This is a genomic window from Lentisphaera profundi (assembly GCF_028728065.1).
GTDB lineage: Bacteria > Verrucomicrobiota > Lentisphaeria > Lentisphaerales > Lentisphaeraceae > Lentisphaera > Lentisphaera profundi.
Genome location: NZ_CP117811.1, coordinates 48,929 through 66,406, shown reverse-complemented (window position 1 = coordinate 66,406; position 17,478 = coordinate 48,929). Strand labels below are relative to the sequence as shown.

The window sequence follows — 17,478 nt, the reverse complement described above, 5'->3', positions numbered from 1 at the left end:
ACTCACAAAAACATATACTTCCACAGCCATAAAATCGGATTTTATAAAAACTAGAAATCTTTAAAATTAAAGAACGCCCTTTGTAAAGGACAGGCCTTAGTTAAACGCCCTTTATAACGCCCTTTATAAAGGACAGGCCTTAGTCAAAGGCTGATTTAAAAGAATTTCAAAATGAGGCTTTTTTTTCGTTTTTAGAAGGTCTAAATGAACGCAACAAGCAAGCCCCCCCCCCTTTTTAGCTGGTAATGAGATCAAAAATTCAACTTTATTTTAGTCGATAGAGTACAAACTCAGCTAAAATGAAAACGAAGCACTCAAGACAGTTGGGAAGCTATCTTGTATTTAAAATCTGTGTTGGTTTTTATGGGGGTGTTTAACATTCTCTAATCAGCGGAAGCCTGCCGTCGCCTAGGCTTGAGTGAATAAATATCATTCCATTCATCCTCCGTATAGGGCTCATGAACTCTTTTCCATTTCATCTTAGCTGAGAACTTGGTTAGTTTATTCCGAACGAAAGCCTCGGACCCTATGACCAAACACTTAGTAAAGAATCTGCATTTATGTATAAAAAGATCATCCCAAGCGAGTTGCTCAGATAAATTCACTTCTCTGAAGAATTCAGCGAGAGTCTGAGAATCAACACTCTGGTAACGACGTAAGCCAAGCATATAAGCTCTAAACACCTGTCTGAAATGCTTTTGCTTATCTCTGATGTCCTTAGCTTCAATTCCACGACAAAACAAGTCAAAGAACTCATGATCTGATTTCCCTATATCTCCGCCTGCTAAACGATCTGAATAAGCGCAGAAATGAAAGTCTTTTGGATCTGAAACAATTTCGGCTCGAACTGGATTTAAAGAGATGTAGGCCATGACCCGAAGCAGAGAATCCGAATGAGCCGAAACCTCAATCATTTCCGAGTCAAACCTTTGGCCAAACAAGCGCCCCCACGATGAATGTACTTTATTGAACCATTGAACGAATCGTTGCTCAAAATTACCAATAATGAATGAAATATCGTGAATCTTTTCCCTGAATTCTTCCCTTTGTGTTGAGTTAATAAATTTTACTTCTTCGTTTTTCTTATGAAGTCGATAACGCTGTAATAATTCTATTTTATCCATTTCATTCGTAGCCGGAATCTTGATCAATAAATGAAAATGATTATCCATAAAAACATAATCAATCACCTGATAACTAAACCTTGTGCATCCCGCAAATAACAAAGATTTCAGCTTCTGTTTTTCCTGATCTTTGAATAACATTCGACCGCCAGCTATGCGATTCGTCACCAAATAATAAACTGACTGATCCGAACAACTTTCCTTTACACGATTGTGAGCCATAACTATCTCCTTTCCAAAGTACAAGTAATATAAAAGCTCCCTTGATCAAAAGCAAAAATTATAATTGTAGAATTAATGCTGCTCCCATCCATTTCCACAAGAGTCTAAACCACACACCTCCAAAGGACAGGCCTTAGTCTAAATCCTTGAATAGGCGGGTTATTATATTGATTTAGTAATTCGGCACTCTAAAGAGTGGACTACCTACCTGGCTTATAAGAGTGGGCAGGCCTTCTTGAAAAACTACAAGTGTCTAAGCCACACACCTCCAAAGGACAGGCCTTAGTCTAAATCCTTGACCAACGGTAGATCTTCACCTGATCATCGAACCAGGAGTTCTTGTCTTCGATGCCATTGCGTATAATTACTTTTTCTGCGACTGGATCAGCTTGAATCCAGAGTTCCTCTCCCAAATATACGAGCATGTGCACTCCATCTGCTGTGATCGCAATATCACCTGGTTCCAGGTTTTCATAATGCAGGGTTTTTATCGTCCCATCTAGACCTATAGGCTTCAAATAATCACGATAGCCTTGACTCATGGCTTCGGCAGAAGAATCCCACCACCAATTAGCTAAAAACTCTCGTAAGGCACCACTATTAAGATTTTTTAAAGTATAAGTAAACAGAGCATCTCGGTAAGCCCTGCGAGCCAAACCGGAACAATCAATACCGAGACTATTTTCACCTCCCCAAACATAACTAACGCCTTCATAGTTGGGTAGTTTGGAAAGGTAAGTACGTTTAAGTTCTGCTGTGTCAATTTTTTTTGCTGGACTCAAAGTAAAAATAATTACCGTTAGCAGTACACATAAGAGAGCCCACTTCATGACTTTCTTACTGAGGTAAGTTAGATAGCTATAAAAATTTAGACTTAAAATGATAAAAGCTAAATTGTAGAATTTACTATTAATAGCTTGGAAATAAAAAATGGTACAAGAACAAGCAAGTAGTCCAATAATGAGTACTTGCTTCTTTTCTATCTTCAGAATTTGAAGACTCCGCTGGTCCATTCATCTATTTGCGCAGATCGCAATTCTTCGAGGCCTAAGCCCTCAAAATGCGATTTGATTTCGGGGTATTGTTCCGTCAAAATACCCGCTAAAATCAAGCGTGAATCTTTACCCTTTTTCAGGTGATTCATCAACTTATCTGAGGCGCCGAGTAAAACTGGTGCCAAGATATTGGCGGCAATAATATCGTACTGCTTAGCCAATTCTAAAGTCGTTAAGTCGGCCTGAAAAACATCGATCCGATCCGAAGCGTTAATAGCTTCAAAATGACGCTTGGTACAAGCGACGGCCTCGGGGTCATAATCAAACGCTTCTACAGGGCTACAGCCCAAGCTATCTGCGGCCAATGACAAAATACCCGAACCACAACCCGCATCTAAAAAAGACATGCCCGTCTGAAGTGCTGAGGCCTGATCGATAAACTGTAAGCAGGCCTTGGTTGTGCCATGATTGCCTGTCCCAAAACTCATGCCTGGGTCAATTTCTACAATCACTTCATCTGCTTCTTGAATTTCATATTCTTCCCAAGAAGGTTTTATCACAATGCGATCGGATACTTTCACGGTATGAAAAAACTTTTTCCAGGTTTCTGACCAATCTTCACGTAAAACTTCTTGTGCAATAATATCCACTTCATCAATATCAATGAAATCGGACCAATTGGCTAAAGCTTTTTCTAAGCGAACGTGGACTTGGTCACGTTCAGCGGCTGTTTCATAGTACAATGACATACGAGCTAAATCATCATCTTTATCAAAATACGAAGTCGGGTAGAGTTCCTCAACGGGAAGCATTTCATCCAACAGTTCGCCCATGGCTGAATTAGTCATGAGTGTGACAACATAAAGAATTTCTTGGGGGGTGCTCATATTAGATCCTTATCACTAAGCTGTTTCTCGAGTCCATCTGCCACTTGAGCTAAGCGACGAAGGACTTTTTCCTGTTCAATGGCCGAAGATTCCCGCGTTATGGAGTAATGCAAGCTTAAAGCTGACTCGCCATCTTCTTTGCTTTCAATTTTCAATTCACCTAAATCGAGATTTTCATTTAAGGCGGCCAATTGTCCGGATATTTCTTCATCCGCCACGCCACACTCAGTATAAATATGATAAAAGTTTTCTTCTTCAATTAAAATCATTTCATGCTTGCGAGTTAAATCAGTCTTTAACACAAAAGAATAAAAACCGCCCTTATCACTGAAACTCAGCAAATCGATCCCCAACAAAGTTCGCAATTCAGCGAAGGGGTTGAGGTTCGTCTCCAGAGCCGCGAGGGCATCGCTTGCTTTTTTACCTGTGATAATCTCTTCGAGGTCGCGAATATCCCATATTAAAGAAGGGTAAGCTTCTGCTAAGCTAGGCAAATCACCCAAAACATCTGCATAGCGAAACTTTTTCAAGACCTGAAGCGCTGCCCATGCACCATTGATATTATTGTCACTCTGTTTAAGGTAATTCAGTAAGGCAGGACAAACGTCTTCCTGCGCAAAGCCCCCGAGCGCTCGTCGAGCCTTAAATCGTAACTTAAAATTTCCCAAATCATTAATTAACTGCTCAATATTTCCCATGATAAAGTCCTCTACAAATCCTATTATTTTAACTTGCAATACAATAAAGCTACATTACTATCTGAACAGCTTATTACTAAGCTTTATGCGGAGAGGTGACGGAGTGGCTGAACGTGCTCGCTTGGAAAGCGTGTGTACCGCAAGGTACCGAGAGTTCGAATCTCTCTCTCTCCGCCATTCTTTTACTTTAAGACCTCTCCTCCCTCTCAAACTTAGACTGACTAAACTGAAGTCCTCTAATCTTGATTCCATAATTTTGCCAAAATTATAGACCGGCGTATTATACGCCTTTCCCAATCATTTAATTACACTTTTTTATGTCTCCAGTTCTAAAAGTCATTATCACCTCCGTTTTGTGGGGGACTGTTGGTATTTTTATCCGTGAAGCGGATAATATGTCCGCGGTCTCACTCGCGTTCTTTCGAACCTTAATTCCCACCGTTGTACTTTTCATTTGGCTAAAAAGTCGCAAAGCACCTCAAAAACTTTTCCGCAGTAATTGGAAGTGGATGATTCTGGGCTCGGGGCTCAACTCCATTCGCGCCATTTTGTTTTTTATCAGCTTCAATCTTACGACCATTGGCAATGCTCAAGTCACTCTTTATAGCTGGCCCATTTGGGCCGCTATATTAGGTTCATTTTTTCTTAAAGAAAAAGTCAGCTCAATCCAGAAATTTTTACTAAGCATTGCTTTTTTGGGACTCTTACTGATGTTCAGTCAGAGTGTATTCAGTCTTGATGATAAACATTTCCTTGGCATTTGTGCCATGGTATTAAGTGCTTTCATTCTCAGCTTCGTCTTTATTGTTTTTAAAAAATATGGAACGGAGTACCAAAGCATTGAAATTGTCTTTTTTCAGAATCTTCTCACTCCGCTACTCTTACTTCCTCTTTTCATTCCTGAGGCACCTTCCCTGAGTCTTAAGCAAGTTCTCATTGCATCCTTTCTGGGACTCATTATTGGAGTGCTTGCCTTTTCATTATTTTTCTCTGCGCTCAAAGAAATGAAAACCGCAAATGCGGCTCAAATCACTTACATTGAACCTCTTTGTGGACTTTTATGGGCTCACCTTCTTTATCAAGAAAGCTTGTCCCCAGTACAAATAATTGGTGCGATTCTGATTCTCGGAGCTACCTTCGCTATCCCGGTTCTTCGCGCCAAAGAAGCGAAGAAAACTTAGGGCGCTTTATCACTCAGCGCACTTAAAGCTACTGAATGTAAGGGCGTGTAGCCTCGAATATTCGCGATATCAGGATTAGAACCATATTCCAGCAGTAATTCTACCACCTTTAAATCTCCTTTTAAGGTCGCAAAATGCAGAGGGGTATCACCATGATGATTCTGCATAGACGAATCGGCACCTGCTTCAAGTAAAATTTTGACTGAATCAAAGCAGACTTCTTGAACGGCTACATGTAAGGGTGATTCACCATAAAAATCCTTAGCATCAATATCAGCATCTTTATCTATCAAGAACTTCATCACTTCGGGGTAGTGGATAGCTACGTGAATCGCTCGTCGACCATCAAAGTCATGGGCTTTTATATTGACACCGCAACTTATTAATTGATCCACGGCTGCAATAGCTCCTTTTTTTGAAGCTACGTGAAGCGCCATCGCACCTACTAAATTGGCATATTCTGCATTGGCTCCTGCCATGATCAAAATTTTAATCATTTTCGGCATTGTCCATGCTATGTGGAGAGGTGTATTGCCCTCTTCATTGGGGATTTCTATACTAGCACCAATGGCCATTAGGCATTCCAGTGTTCTAATTCGGCCGCTATGCACCGCCACATGTATTGGCGTATCCCCTGTATGACTACGAGTGTTTAATGACAGTCCTCTTGAGTAGAGGTATTCAATTATATTATCGGAGCCTGCTTCAACGGCCAAGTGAACTAATCCATAACCATTTTTTTGGCGATAGTTAATGAGCTTAGGATGCTTTTTAAGTAAATTCTTGAGGCTTGTTAAATTTCCTGAACGCATACTAGATTTAACTGCGCTATGGAGTTCAACAGAGGACTGCTGGTGAACGACTTGCGCTCCGCCCCCCAAGAGGTATTTCACACTATCAAGATCTCCCGCAGACACCGAAATGTCCAAAGGTGTTTGCCCCGCATCGTTAATTTTATTGGGGTCAGCCCCCGCGACTAAAAGCGAGGCCATGATATCTTGTCTTTTTAAAGCTTTCATTACAATCTCCGAATGAGTGATTATAAAAATAAAATCTTGCGAGGGTATAAACACAAATAATTTTAAAATAAACTTACAAGTTTTTTAAAAATCTGTTAAATTTTAAACAGCTTTTGAGCGCATTCCGACTTAAATTCAAACTATTTTCCCTTTGCCCTAAATATTCACAAGAGCTTTGTTTGCTAAATTTCCATCACTATATTAAACAAGACAAATCAAAGTGATTAAACCATGACTCAATTAAAGAAATACCTATTGCACATAAGTCTTACTCTCTTTTGTTTAAGTTTAGTGAGTTCTTGTTCAGGGCTGAAAGAACAGAATCATAAATTTGAGCCCGCGGCTCTACCGACAACAAATGGCATTTGGTCGGAATTAAACTTCAAACATGATCGTAGCTATTTCCTCCCTCTCAACAATCATTTTGAGGCTCTGAAGTGGCGTCTTCGAGCTTTAGATTCCGCCGAATCATCCATTGATTTACAGATTTTTTTGTGGAATAATGACCACGCGGGTAAACTACTAGCCAATAGCCTCGTTCTGGCCGCTGATAGAGGTGTGAAAATACGCCTTCTCATTGATGACACCTTTACCATTGAGAAAGATCAAGGCTTAAGCAACATCCATAAACACCCCAACATAGATATTAGAATCTATAATCCTTTTAAACGCCGCTATAATTCATTTGGCATGCGTTATCTCATGAACATCACAGAATTCTCTCGCATCGATCACCGCATGCATAACAAAGTCCTAATCGTCGATAATCATGTGGTTATTTTAGGCGGGAGAAATCTCGGTGATGAGTACTTTGGTTTACACGCAGAAACTAATTTCCGTGATATGGAACTTCTTGCCAATGGTAACATCAGTCCATTTCTCAGTACAATTTTCTCTATTTATTGGGCGAATCCATGGTCCTTCCCACTAGAAAAAATAATTAAAAATGATCCCGAAAAAATAAAGCCCGTCACTCCACCTGTTAGCCCCTTTTTTCCTTTAAATGAAAATCATGCTCAACGTATTACTGCTTGGAAACGCTTTAAATCTCTCGCTACGCAAGCGGACTATTCTGTATTATATGACCTTCCCGTAGATGCAAATACCGAGAATAGAACCGATGATAACTTCACTCTCGATATATATAAATTAATTTCTGAAGCAAAAAAACGAGTCGATATCGTCAGTCCCTACTTTATTCCCACTCAGGAATTAGATGAAGCTATTTTTGAAGCGGAAGGGCGCGGTGTAGAAGTTCGTATTTTAACGAATTCATTACAATCTACGAATCATACGATTGCGCACAGTTTTTACCGTAAGCACATGCGCAAGTACGTTGAAAGTGGTGCCGACTTATACGAATATCGTGCTTGGGCACGAGATCGTAATTTATTTATGTTTGCACCCGTAGAGGATAAATCTCTGGCCCTGCATGCTAAAATGATCTTAATTGATGATGATTTGAGCTTAATCGGAAGTGCCAACCTCGATCCTCGCTCACTTAATATTAACTCTGAATTGGGTATCTTGCTAAAAAGCAAAACACTCAGTCGTCAACTGCGCAAATTATTGGATATCGATTTTCACCTACGGAACTCTTGGAAAGTCGAAATCAATCAAGAGGGAAATTTAATCTGGCGTGGCCATGACAAAACCCTCCATCAACAACCACGGAACTCAAGACTTCAATTATTCGAATCTTGGTTCCTTGGTTTATTACCCGTAGAAAGTAAAATCTAGAAAGTTACTTTTTCGATTTTCCGTTGAGTGCTTTGTCCCACTTTAAAATTTCTTCCGGATAATCAACTGTGATCGGTGCTGCTAAAGGTAAGCCCAAGCCTTCACGACTTTGCCAATTTTTCGTATCACCTTGAGCCATACTTTTATTCAAAACATAAGTATAAAAATTTGATTCACGTTTGTCGTTAGCCTTGATAAAGCCTGTGAAAAGTTCTTGCTGTCCTGTTTTTAATTTTACTTTAAAAGTGACTTCTTTTGCGCCTTCTGGAATCTCTTTCACCAAATCTATATCAGCAATTTTGATAAATGCTTTACTTGCGCCCAAAGCTTTTTTAGCCACGTATTTTTCATTGATTCCCTTATCTGCCTCAGCAGCCCAACGGCGAACTGATATTTCATATTCTCCATCACTCTGGACTCTCACTACCCATGGGGCTAAGTGATTACCACCTGAAACAATATGTGGTTGATTCCATTTTGGGAGACCTTTTTCAACCATTTGATCATGAGATGTAAGAGTTACTGGATTTTCTTCTTTTGCACCAATCACAAGCGGGCTGAAAAGGTAATGTTCTTTTGCTAAGTCCACCCAACGAGCATCGTAAGCCGCGGAGAGTCGCTGTAAAACTTCTGGATACTGAGCTGCTACATTATTTTTTTGTGCTGGGTCTTTACGAATATTATAGAGTTGTTTCGCATTGAGTAAGCGCCACTCATCACTCATCACTGCTGTATTGCGCCACTTCTCTGGATCTTTTACTCTTTGTGATTCTACTAATAAAACACGATCGCGTAAAGCTGATTGATCACCCTTAATAATCTTAGTCAGACTTGTACCATCAAATTCGATTTTAGGTGCCTTTAATGAAAGCATATCAATCAAAGTCGGAAGTATATCCATGTGTGCCGTTAACTGATTAATATCACGATTTCCCGTGAGTTTACCATTTGGCCATTGAAAGATAAAAGGCACACGATGACCGCCATCAAAATTACTGTTTTTAGCACCTGTCATTCCGGCATTATAAAGTGCACTGCCCGATGAAGAACCGTTGTCAGTCGTGTAGATAAGAATTGTATTATCTTCGACACCTTCATCTTGTAAGAATTTGCGGAGTTCGCCAAAATTATCATCGATATTAGTGATCATACCATAGAACGCGACCTGCTTTTTACCCTTGATCAATTCCTCTTTATTGTACATATCCAAATACTTTTGCGGTGCTCGCATAGGTCCATGAGGAGCGTTTGGAGTGATGTAAGTAAAGAAAGGTTTTTTCTTAGCAATTTGCTGCTTCATAAACTTCTTGGCTTCAGTAAACCAAATATCAGTACAAAAGCCATTAAATTTTACAAACTTACCATTTACATAATAGGTATCATTAAAGTAGTCGTTGCCCCAGTAATCAGGAGTTTGACCTACACCACCAGCACCATGAGTCACTACATGAGTAAAGCCACGATCTTCAGGACGGTAGGGATAAGCATCACCTAAATGCCATTTGCCAAAAATCCCCGCTGCGTAGCCATTGTCTTTCAAAACATTCGCCATAGTGATTTCGCGTTCACGCATCAAATGCCTTCCTTGAACAGTGTGCCAAACACCCACGCGCGCACTGTAACGTCCAGTCATTAGGGCTGATCGAGTCGGCGCACAAGTAGGATCCACATGATAATTCGTTAAGCGCAGGGAGTTTTTATAAAACTTATCAATATTAGGAGTCTTTATTATCGGATTGCCATGGCAACTTAAATCTCCATAACCTTGATCATCAGTCATGACGATGACGATATTAGGCTTATCTTGGCCACTAAGCGTGGCTCCTATTAAAAAGGTGCATAGTAAAAATATTTTATTCATGAAGACTCCATCATTTAAAGTTGATTGTTATAAACATGCTTTATTAAACGCCAAACACTGAGCTAAAGTTACATCATTACAGCCTCTATTAGTACAAAGTTATTTATTCCATCATTGAATTTTATACATTTATGGCAAATCAAAGTTTATGTGACAGAAAAGAAAGTCATATAAGATTGCGAAAAAGGGAGATGGATGAATATTGGGGGCACCTAAACAAAAGCCATAAATTATGGAGACACACATGTCACAAAAAGTTTTAATTCCAACTAAACTTTCTACTGCAGCCAAAGATATACTCGAGAACAACGGTTTTAATGTTGTTCAAGAAGCTGGTGTAGATCTCGTAGAACTCGCAAAAACCCACAGCGACGCTGAAGGTATGATCGTTAGAAGTGAGAAACTCACTCCAGAAGTTATCGACCTTTTCCCAAATCTTAAAGTTATTGTTCGCGCTGGCGCTGGCTACAACACTATCGACATCCAATATGCTCGTAGTAAAGATATCACTGTAATGAATACTCCTGGTGCAAATTCAAATGCCGTTGCTGAAGAAGCTGTTGGCATGATGATTTCTTGCGCACGTTTCTTCATCGAAGGTGACCGTTCAACTCGTGCAGGCGAATGGAAGAAAGCTCAGTTACAAGGTTTCGAACTCACTGGCAAGACTATTGGTATTGCTGGTTTTGGTAACATTGGTCAACTACTCGCAAAGCGCCTTAGTGGCTTTGATGTAAAACTTCTCGTTTTTGATCCATTTGTATCCGAAGACAAGTTAGCTGAATATGGCGCGAAAAATGTTAGCCTAGAAGAATTATTCGCTGGCTCTGATTTCATCTCACTCCACATGCCTGCTACTAAAGAAACTGCTAACATTGTTAGTACTAAACTTCTTACAAGCATGAAAGATGGTGCGGTTCTCGTTAACTGTGCACGTTATGAAATCCTTGACGAAGCGGCTTTACGCGAAGTTAAAAAGACTAAAACTATCTACTACGCAAACGATGTCTATCCTAAAGATGCTGCGGGCGATAAGACTATTGCCGATGTTTCCGACATCATGCTTCCTCACTTGGGTGCTTCTTCACTCGAAGCTAATACTAATGCTGCAGTAATGGCCGCTAACCAAGTTTCCAATTACCTCGGTAAAGGCATTAGCGTTTTCGCTGTCAACAAAGTACTTCCAGACGGTTTGGCTCCAGAGTATCAAGAACTTGCTTACTCAGTTGCTAAAGTTGCTAAAGCTTGGATGGGCGATAGCCAGCCATACGAGATCAATATCTCGCTCTATGGTGAACTCAAGCAGTACGATAAATTCCTCGTTCCTGCAATTATTGCTGGTGCTTCTGCTAACGACAAAATCGTTAATGCTGAAAAAGCTGCTGATATTCTTGAATCACACGGTATCAAACTTGACGTTCGTGAAGCTGATGATTCCAAAAAATACGGTGAGTCAATCACTGTTGATCTCATCAAGACCAACGGTTCAAAACTCGAACGCTTAAGTGTTCGCGGTACAGTTGTAGAAGGTAATATCATCATTTCTCGTATCGATAGTTTCGATAAGCTTTACTACGCAGCAGATGGTTTCAGCACAGTGTTCATCTACAATGACCGTCCAGGCGTTCTTGCAGATATCACTCAGATCCTTGCTAGCGAAGGCATTAACATCGAAGATTTGCGCTCTCCGCATAATAGCGAAAAGCAACGTTCCATTGCTATCGTAAAAACGAATAGCTCAGTCAGCAACGATGTTATTGACAAAATCAATGCAAAAATCAATGGCGAAGTAGCTTTCCAAGTTAAGCTCTAAACCCATCCACCATTGATAAAAAAAGCCTCCCCACACGGAGGCTTTTTTTGTTTTCAAATCCTCCTTAAAACCATGCGCTAAAGTGACTTGAATTTGCGCCTCGTGCTTTTACCTTAAGCGCCAAATTTTAATATTACTTTTTAGGTAGCTTTTATGATCGCAGTATCCAACCTTTCTATCCGCTTCGGAAAGCGTACTCTTTTCGAAGAGGTCTCCGTGAAATTCTCTCCTGGCTGTCGTTATGGTCTCATTGGTGCTAATGGAGTGGGTAAATCTACCTTCATGAAAATCCTCGCTGGTGAGCTCGAGTCTTCTACTGGTCAAGTTTCTATCGACCAAGGCTGTCGCATGTCTTTCCTCCGTCAGGATCACTACAAATTTGATGATTACAAAGTAATTGACACGGTATGTACTGGTAACGACGCCGTCTGGCAGCTTCACCTTAAGCGCAATGAACTCTACGACCTAAGTGATAGCGGTGAAATCAGTGATGAAGATGCCGATTACCTCTATGGTGATCTTGAAGCTCAATATGGCGAAAGTGGCGGCTACACCATGGAAGGTGATGCCTCTAAACTACTCTCAGGCTTAGGTATTCCTGCCGAAGAGCACCATCGTAAAATGAATGAAATTTCTGGAGGCCTTAAGTTACGTGTCCTTCTTGCCCAAGCTCTTTTTGGTAATCCTGATATCCTCTTACTAGACGAACCTACCAATCACTTGGATATGGACACCATCGAATGGCTAGAGAACTTCCTTAGACGCCATGAAGGTACGGTCATCGTTATTTCTCACGATCGTCACTTCCTCAATAGCGTTTGCACCAACATTGCCGATTTAGATTACCAAGCGATGCGTTTATTCACCGGTAATTACGATGACTTTATGATAGCCAACCAGATCCAACTCGAGCGTAAACAAAGAGATAATGATAAGAAAGAAAAACGTGCCGATGAGCTCAAAACTTTCATCTCGCGTTTCGGTGCGAATGCCTCCAAAGCTAAGCAAGCTACGGCACGTCAAAAAGAACTTGATACTTTACAAATCGAGAAGTTTAAACCCTCAAGTCGCGTCGCTCCCTATATTCGCTTTGAATCTAAAACTAAAATGGGTGCCAAAGTTATCCATGCAGAAAAAATCTGTAAGAGCTATGATAAACCTCTCTTCAAAGATTTAAGTTTGCACATGAATAACGATGAGAAAATTGCTATCATTGGCACTAATGGTGTCGGCAAAACTACTCTTCTCAAAACTCTTCTAGGTAAAACCAAACCTGATTCCGGTACTATTGAAATCGGTCAGACTATTGAACTCTGCTACTTCCCTCAGGATTCTCAAGAAGTCCTAGATGAAGATATGAAGGCTATTGACTGGCTCGGCAAATTTGCTCCTGAAGAAGGTATTACCGAAACTGAATTGCGTGCCGCCATGGGTCGTATGCTTTTCAAAGGTGAAGATTCACAGAAACCCATTAGTGTCCTTTCAGGTGGTGAACGCGCCCGTCTCATCGTCTCATCTATGCTCTTAGAAGGCGGAAATTTCATCGTTCTAGATGAACCAACGAATCACCTTGACCTCGAAGCCATTGAATCACTCAATTATGCTTTAACGGTTATCTCTGATCCCGTTGTATTTGTGAGTCATGATCGTGAATTTGTTAGTTCTTTAGCGACACGTATCATTGAGTTACATGGCGATGGCACTTTCACCGATTATCCTGGCAACTTCGAGGAGTATGAAGCGTGGAAGAACAGCCAAAAGAAGTAATAGACTCACTCGAGAATATTCCCCGTAAAGAATTTGTTCCCAATTTTGGGAGCAAGACTTTACCCATAAAAAAAGATGACCGCAAAGTGATGCCAGAGCTTCCAAAAGAAGCTTTGGAGTCGACGCCATTACTGAGTCCTAAGCAGCTCACTATGTGGGGTATTATTGAAGCATTGTTCATAGTTTTGTTTCAACAGGCCCTCATGGTCATCTTTATTAAAATCTTTGGCATCGGCTTAATTGTCGCTGCATCATACTCTGCGACCGTCATCCTTTTTTATTACCTATTCCGTACTTACATCAGGAAAAAGGTTTTTCATATCACCCTCCATGGGCAAGGCATTAAAGATAACCTCATTCTCGTTGCTCAAGGAGTTTTCCTTTGTTTCCTCGTAGCTTTTGCCTATGACTTCATTCTCAAGCTCCTCGATTACACCCCAAAAGCGCAACAGGTAGAACTCTTACTTCAACAGAAAGATTTCACCCTCGTTGCTGCGTATTTCATGCTTGTTTATTCCGCTCCTATTTGGGAAGAAATTGTTTTTCGTGGCATCCTACAAGATGGCCTTCAACAAAGTGTCTCTCCCACTACTGCGATCATTTCAACAGGTATTATTTTCGGCCTTATCCATTTTGACCCCGATCAAATGGTCCCACTCATTTTACTCGGTTGCATCTTTGGCTGGATGTATCACAAGAGTCAATCCGTGTTTCCTTCCATCATTGCTCATAGCTTTGTGAATACTTTGGGTGCCGTCAACCTCTTTGGCGAATTCGGAAAATAAAAAAGTAAGACTCAGTACCTTCATTACACGTAACAAAACTCGATCTCAGGGAAACCTATATTAGTAAGCAATGAGATAAAATAATGATCCTTTTTTACAATTTTAACGTCTAATCCTGTTAACTTTGGTAGCACTACTTGGTATACTTTAACAAATAACAGGCAGATTCTATCTAGCTTTGACGATCTATTAATAAGGGAATTAGCAATCGTCTAAACTCAAAACTTGATAAACAGCTAAATTCCCTTATGATTAATTATTAAAAATTCTAACTCAAGCACAAAGGTTCCTATGAGAAACAATAAACTTTTCATCTGTATCTCCTCACTCTTTCTAAGTTTTACTGCTTTCGCGTCTGACGCTGTTGCAGCTGGCGCAGACCCCGAGGCTCAACAAACTCTCTTCATGAAAATGATCCGAGCGATCACTTTCACCTCTGATGGCAACATCCCCGATTTTTTCATTTTCCTCGGTCGTCATCATCCCCTCATTCTTCACCTCCCCGTTGGACTGCTTGCGGTTATTGCTTTCCTCGAAATATTCTCTTGGTGGCGCAAAGTCGAAATCTATGACGAGGCTATGTATATCCTCTGTTGGATTGCTGCAGTTACATCTGTAGGCGCCGCGGGGCTTGGCATCCTCCTAGCTCTCCCTGGTGGTTATAATCCTGAACTCCTTTCACGTCACGGCTGGCTCGGACTCGCCGTTGCAGTCGCAGCAATCCTGGCTCTATACCTCAAGCACCATTACCGCAAAGACAAAATCATGGCTAAGCGTCACCGCTTCCGTGGTGCCATCTTTATTGCTTGCGTGCTCATGGGTTTTGCCGGCCACGATGGCGGTTCACTTACTCACGGAACTGAATACCTCTTTGAATATGCTCCCGATCCCCTCCGTCAAATGACGGGTCGCTCAAAAAAGACTGTGAAAGAAAAAGAAACGAAAATCAAAAAGCTTCCTTATTTCGAAGCCAAAGTTCTGCCCATCTTTGAAAAGCATTGTGTCTCTTGTCACGGCGAAGAAAAAATGAAGGGCAAACTCAAGCTCAACAATATTTTAGGCATTATGCGTCGCTACGACAAAATCATTGCTCCTGGTCATGCCATGGACTCAGAACTTTACGCCTTACTTGTCACTGAGGATACAGAAGAAATCATGCCCCCAGAAGGCAATTCAATACTCACTAAAGAAGAAAAAGCTATTATCCATGATTGGATTGATGGTGGAGCCTCTTTCAGTGATATCGAGCTTAAACCCATGGCTAAACCCGCTCCCACAGAAGTCAAAATGGAAAAAGTTGAAGTCAACTCTGAAACCGTGAAAGCCATTGTTGATCTAAGTAAACTTTCTGTAGAACAAAGATTTGTTCACGAAAAAATCCTTCCTTTCTTTGAAGCTAAATGTACCAAGTGTCACGGCGAGAAGAAAGATAAGGGCGACTTGCGTTTACATACGATTGAAATGATCAAAGCTTCTTTTGAAGAGGAAGTCATTATCCCTGGCAATCCCGAGGATTCCTGGCTCTATGATTCGCTTATTACTGATGACGAAGACTCTCTCATGCCTCCGCCAAAAGAGAAAAATCCCGTTACAAAAGAAGAAATTGCCATGATCAAAGAATGGATCAAAAACGGCGCCAAAGGCTTGGAGTAAATACCTGAGCTAACTTTATTCGCGCATCACAATTGAATTTGTGATGTGCACTAAGTGATTCCTCATCCTATATAATAAATATCATCCTCTCACAACTATATACTTGCTTATTCATGAACAAGGCAGAATATTTTGAAGGATATAAATCTATAGGAGTCCACCATGAAAAAATTTAGCCTCATCCCATTAGCCTTAATAGGCATGATATTTTCCTCTTGCTCATCATCTAAGCCTAGTGTTTTTGATGACATGTGCACCACCGAAGTAAGCGTGAAAAACTTTGTCCGCGCAGAGACTGACATGCAAATGAAAGGTTATGTCCATGCCTTTAATGCTTTTGGCCAATTGCATCACAATCGCGCCATGTACGACGTCACTAAACAAATCACTATACGACCTAATACCGATACGCTTTACTCCTTTGGTATCTACGACCTTACTACACCCGTAAAACTTAGCATGCCAAAGCTCGATCGTTATCAATCCGCCATGATTGTTAACCAAGATCACTCTCTCTTTGCAGCCTATGAAGGCGATCATGATTTTACTCAAGACAAAATAGGGACTCGCTATGTCTTCATTGTCATACGCACCTTTGTTGACCCCAATGATGAAGCGGATCTAGAAAATGCTCACAAAGCACAAGATATGATTAAAATCTCACAAAAATCTAGAGGTCGCTTCTCTATTACTCGATGGGATGTGAAATCCCTAGAAGCTAAACGTCAGCAATTAGCAGAGATTGCAGGCTTGCTTTCAGGTACTCAAGGAATGTTTGGTAAAAAGGAAGACCTCAATCCTGTGATCCATCTTGTTGGCACGGCTTACGGTTGGGGCGGACTTCCTGAGAAAGACGCTTTTTACAACTTAGGCGAAGTCGAAAATAATGATGGTAAAGCCCTCTATTCGCTCACAGTTAAAGACGTGCCCGTTGATGGCTTCTGGTCGGTCACGGTTTACAATCAAAAAGGTTACTTTGACATTAACGAGCGTGGGGTTTATTCAATCAATAGCAAGACCGCCAAACGCAATGAAGATGGCTCTGTAACAGTTAACTTTGGTGGTGATTCTAGCCAAGCAAACGTCTTAGATATTATGCCTGGTTGGAATTATGCTATTCGCTTATATAAACCTCAGCAAAGCATCCTCGATGGCACATGGAATTTCCCGAAACCGAGTGAGCTTAAATAAGCTTTCTTAGAATCCCAAGCTCTAATTTCTTTACTGAGCTACTTAGTCTTTAAATAAACTCATAAATACAGCCTCCCTAGGCTGTATTTTATTTTATTATGATAAGCTCATGCTAAAGTAGGCAAAATTGAAAATACCTATTGGAGTCCAACCCTATGGATAAAATGACCGCTTTAGTCGACTTTCTTTGCCTTGATGAAGAATGCGGCAAAACCATTAACTTTAATGTGATGGAACTTAAAGAAAAAGAAGGCTTACTCAACTGCCCTCATTGTTACCGTCAGTACTCATTCTCTGACAGCAACTTTATCGATAAACTAGAAAAATTACGCAACTTATTGATCGCAGTAAAAGATGCCGAAGATATTTTAGGCGATGTTAATGTGGGCGTTAATACCATTGCGGGATCCGCAAAAATCCCTTATCGTCTACTACTCACTCGTATGAATACAGTCATCACTCTAGAAGTCGGTGAATATAAAATAGATTTTAATTTTAGAGTAGAGCCCGCCAAGTCTGGCGACTTTAAATAAACGGAGAGA

14 protein-coding genes and 1 tRNA gene are annotated in these 17,478 nt (G+C 40.7%); 9 read left to right on the top strand and 6 right to left on the bottom strand.

The window, feature by feature from the left end; translation table 11 throughout:
• Positions 1-383: 383 nt before the first annotated feature.
• The 4 genes from PQO03_RS00270 to PQO03_RS00255 all read right to left on the bottom strand — a co-directional run bounded on the left by PQO03_RS00270 (position 384) and on the right by PQO03_RS00255 (position 3,926).
• Positions 384-1,346 (bottom strand): transposase, encoded by a 963-nt coding sequence (locus tag PQO03_RS00270; protein WP_274150467.1) that lies wholly within the window; start codon positions 1,344-1,346, stop codon positions 384-386.
• Positions 1,347-1,633: 287 nt separating this feature from the next.
• The gene (locus PQO03_RS00265) at positions 1,634-2,359 is read right to left on the bottom strand and encodes an NlpC/P60 family protein (protein ID WP_274150466.1); all 726 of its coding nucleotides are present in this window, start codon (positions 2,357-2,359) and stop codon (positions 1,634-1,636) included.
• Positions 2,332-3,228 carry a 50S ribosomal protein L11 methyltransferase gene (locus PQO03_RS00260; protein WP_274150465.1) on the bottom strand — a complete coding sequence of 299 codons (897 nt, stop codon included), beginning with the start codon at positions 3,226-3,228 and terminating at the stop codon, positions 2,332-2,334. The genes PQO03_RS00265 and PQO03_RS00260 overlap by 28 nt, the downstream gene beginning before the upstream one ends.
• On the bottom strand, positions 3,225-3,926 hold the full coding sequence (locus PQO03_RS00255) for a hypothetical protein (protein ID WP_274150464.1): 702 nt from the start codon (positions 3,924-3,926) through the stop codon (positions 3,225-3,227). The genes PQO03_RS00260 and PQO03_RS00255 overlap by 4 nt, the downstream gene beginning before the upstream one ends.
• Positions 3,927-4,015: 89 nt before the next feature.
• On the opposite strand from PQO03_RS00255, the gene PQO03_RS00250 reads away from it, so the two are divergent.
• A tRNA-Ser gene (locus PQO03_RS00250) sits at positions 4,016-4,103 on the top strand.
• A 140-nt stretch (positions 4,104-4,243) separates the two neighbouring features.
• A complete protein-coding gene (locus tag PQO03_RS00245) occupies positions 4,244-5,107 on the top strand; it encodes a DMT family transporter (RefSeq protein WP_274150463.1) in 864 nt (287 codons plus the stop codon).
• On the opposite strand, the gene PQO03_RS00240 is transcribed toward PQO03_RS00245, so the two are convergent.
• Positions 5,104-6,126 (bottom strand): ankyrin repeat domain-containing protein, encoded by a 1,023-nt coding sequence (locus tag PQO03_RS00240; protein WP_274150462.1) that lies wholly within the window; start codon positions 6,124-6,126, stop codon positions 5,104-5,106. The genes PQO03_RS00245 and PQO03_RS00240 overlap by 4 nt on opposite strands.
• A 231-nt stretch (positions 6,127-6,357) precedes the next feature.
• Between PQO03_RS00240 and PQO03_RS00235 the strand changes: the two genes are divergently transcribed.
• Positions 6,358-7,866: a phospholipase D family protein gene (locus PQO03_RS00235; protein ID WP_274150461.1), complete on the top strand. Its 1,509-nt coding sequence runs from the start codon at positions 6,358-6,360 to the stop codon at positions 7,864-7,866.
• Between the two features lie 4 nt (positions 7,867-7,870).
• Here PQO03_RS00235 and PQO03_RS00230 read toward each other — a convergent pair whose 3' ends face one another.
• Positions 7,871-9,727 (bottom strand): arylsulfatase, encoded by a 1,857-nt coding sequence (locus PQO03_RS00230; protein ID WP_274150460.1) that lies wholly within the window; start codon positions 9,725-9,727, stop codon positions 7,871-7,873.
• 244 nt (positions 9,728-9,971) lie between these two features.
• Between PQO03_RS00230 and PQO03_RS00225 the strand changes: the two genes are divergently transcribed.
• From PQO03_RS00225 to PQO03_RS00200, 6 genes are all read left to right on the top strand, one after another.
• Complete coding sequence (locus PQO03_RS00225) at positions 9,972-11,540, top strand: 3-phosphoglycerate dehydrogenase family protein (protein ID WP_274150459.1); 1,569 nt, start codon at positions 9,972-9,974, stop codon at positions 11,538-11,540.
• Positions 11,541-11,693: 153 nt separating this feature from the next.
• Positions 11,694-13,307, top strand: a complete 1,614-nt coding sequence (locus PQO03_RS00220; RefSeq protein WP_274150458.1) for an ABC-F family ATP-binding cassette domain-containing protein — start codon at positions 11,694-11,696, stop codon at positions 13,305-13,307.
• Positions 13,283-14,092 carry a CPBP family intramembrane glutamic endopeptidase gene (locus PQO03_RS00215; RefSeq protein WP_274150457.1) on the top strand — a complete coding sequence of 270 codons (810 nt, stop codon included), beginning with the start codon at positions 13,283-13,285 and terminating at the stop codon, positions 14,090-14,092. The genes PQO03_RS00220 and PQO03_RS00215 overlap by 25 nt, the downstream gene beginning before the upstream one ends.
• A gap of 291 nt (positions 14,093-14,383) precedes the next feature.
• Complete coding sequence (locus PQO03_RS00210) at positions 14,384-15,745, top strand: c-type cytochrome domain-containing protein (RefSeq protein WP_274150456.1); 1,362 nt, start codon at positions 14,384-14,386, stop codon at positions 15,743-15,745.
• 162 nt (positions 15,746-15,907) lie between these two features.
• Positions 15,908-16,936, top strand: coding sequence for a DUF1214 domain-containing protein (locus PQO03_RS00205; RefSeq protein WP_274150455.1), 1,029 nt, complete (start codon positions 15,908-15,910; stop codon positions 16,934-16,936).
• Between the two features lie 155 nt (positions 16,937-17,091).
• Complete coding sequence (locus tag PQO03_RS00200; protein ID WP_274150454.1) at positions 17,092-17,469, top strand: hypothetical protein; 378 nt, start codon at positions 17,092-17,094, stop codon at positions 17,467-17,469.
• Positions 17,470-17,478 lie beyond the last annotated feature (9 nt).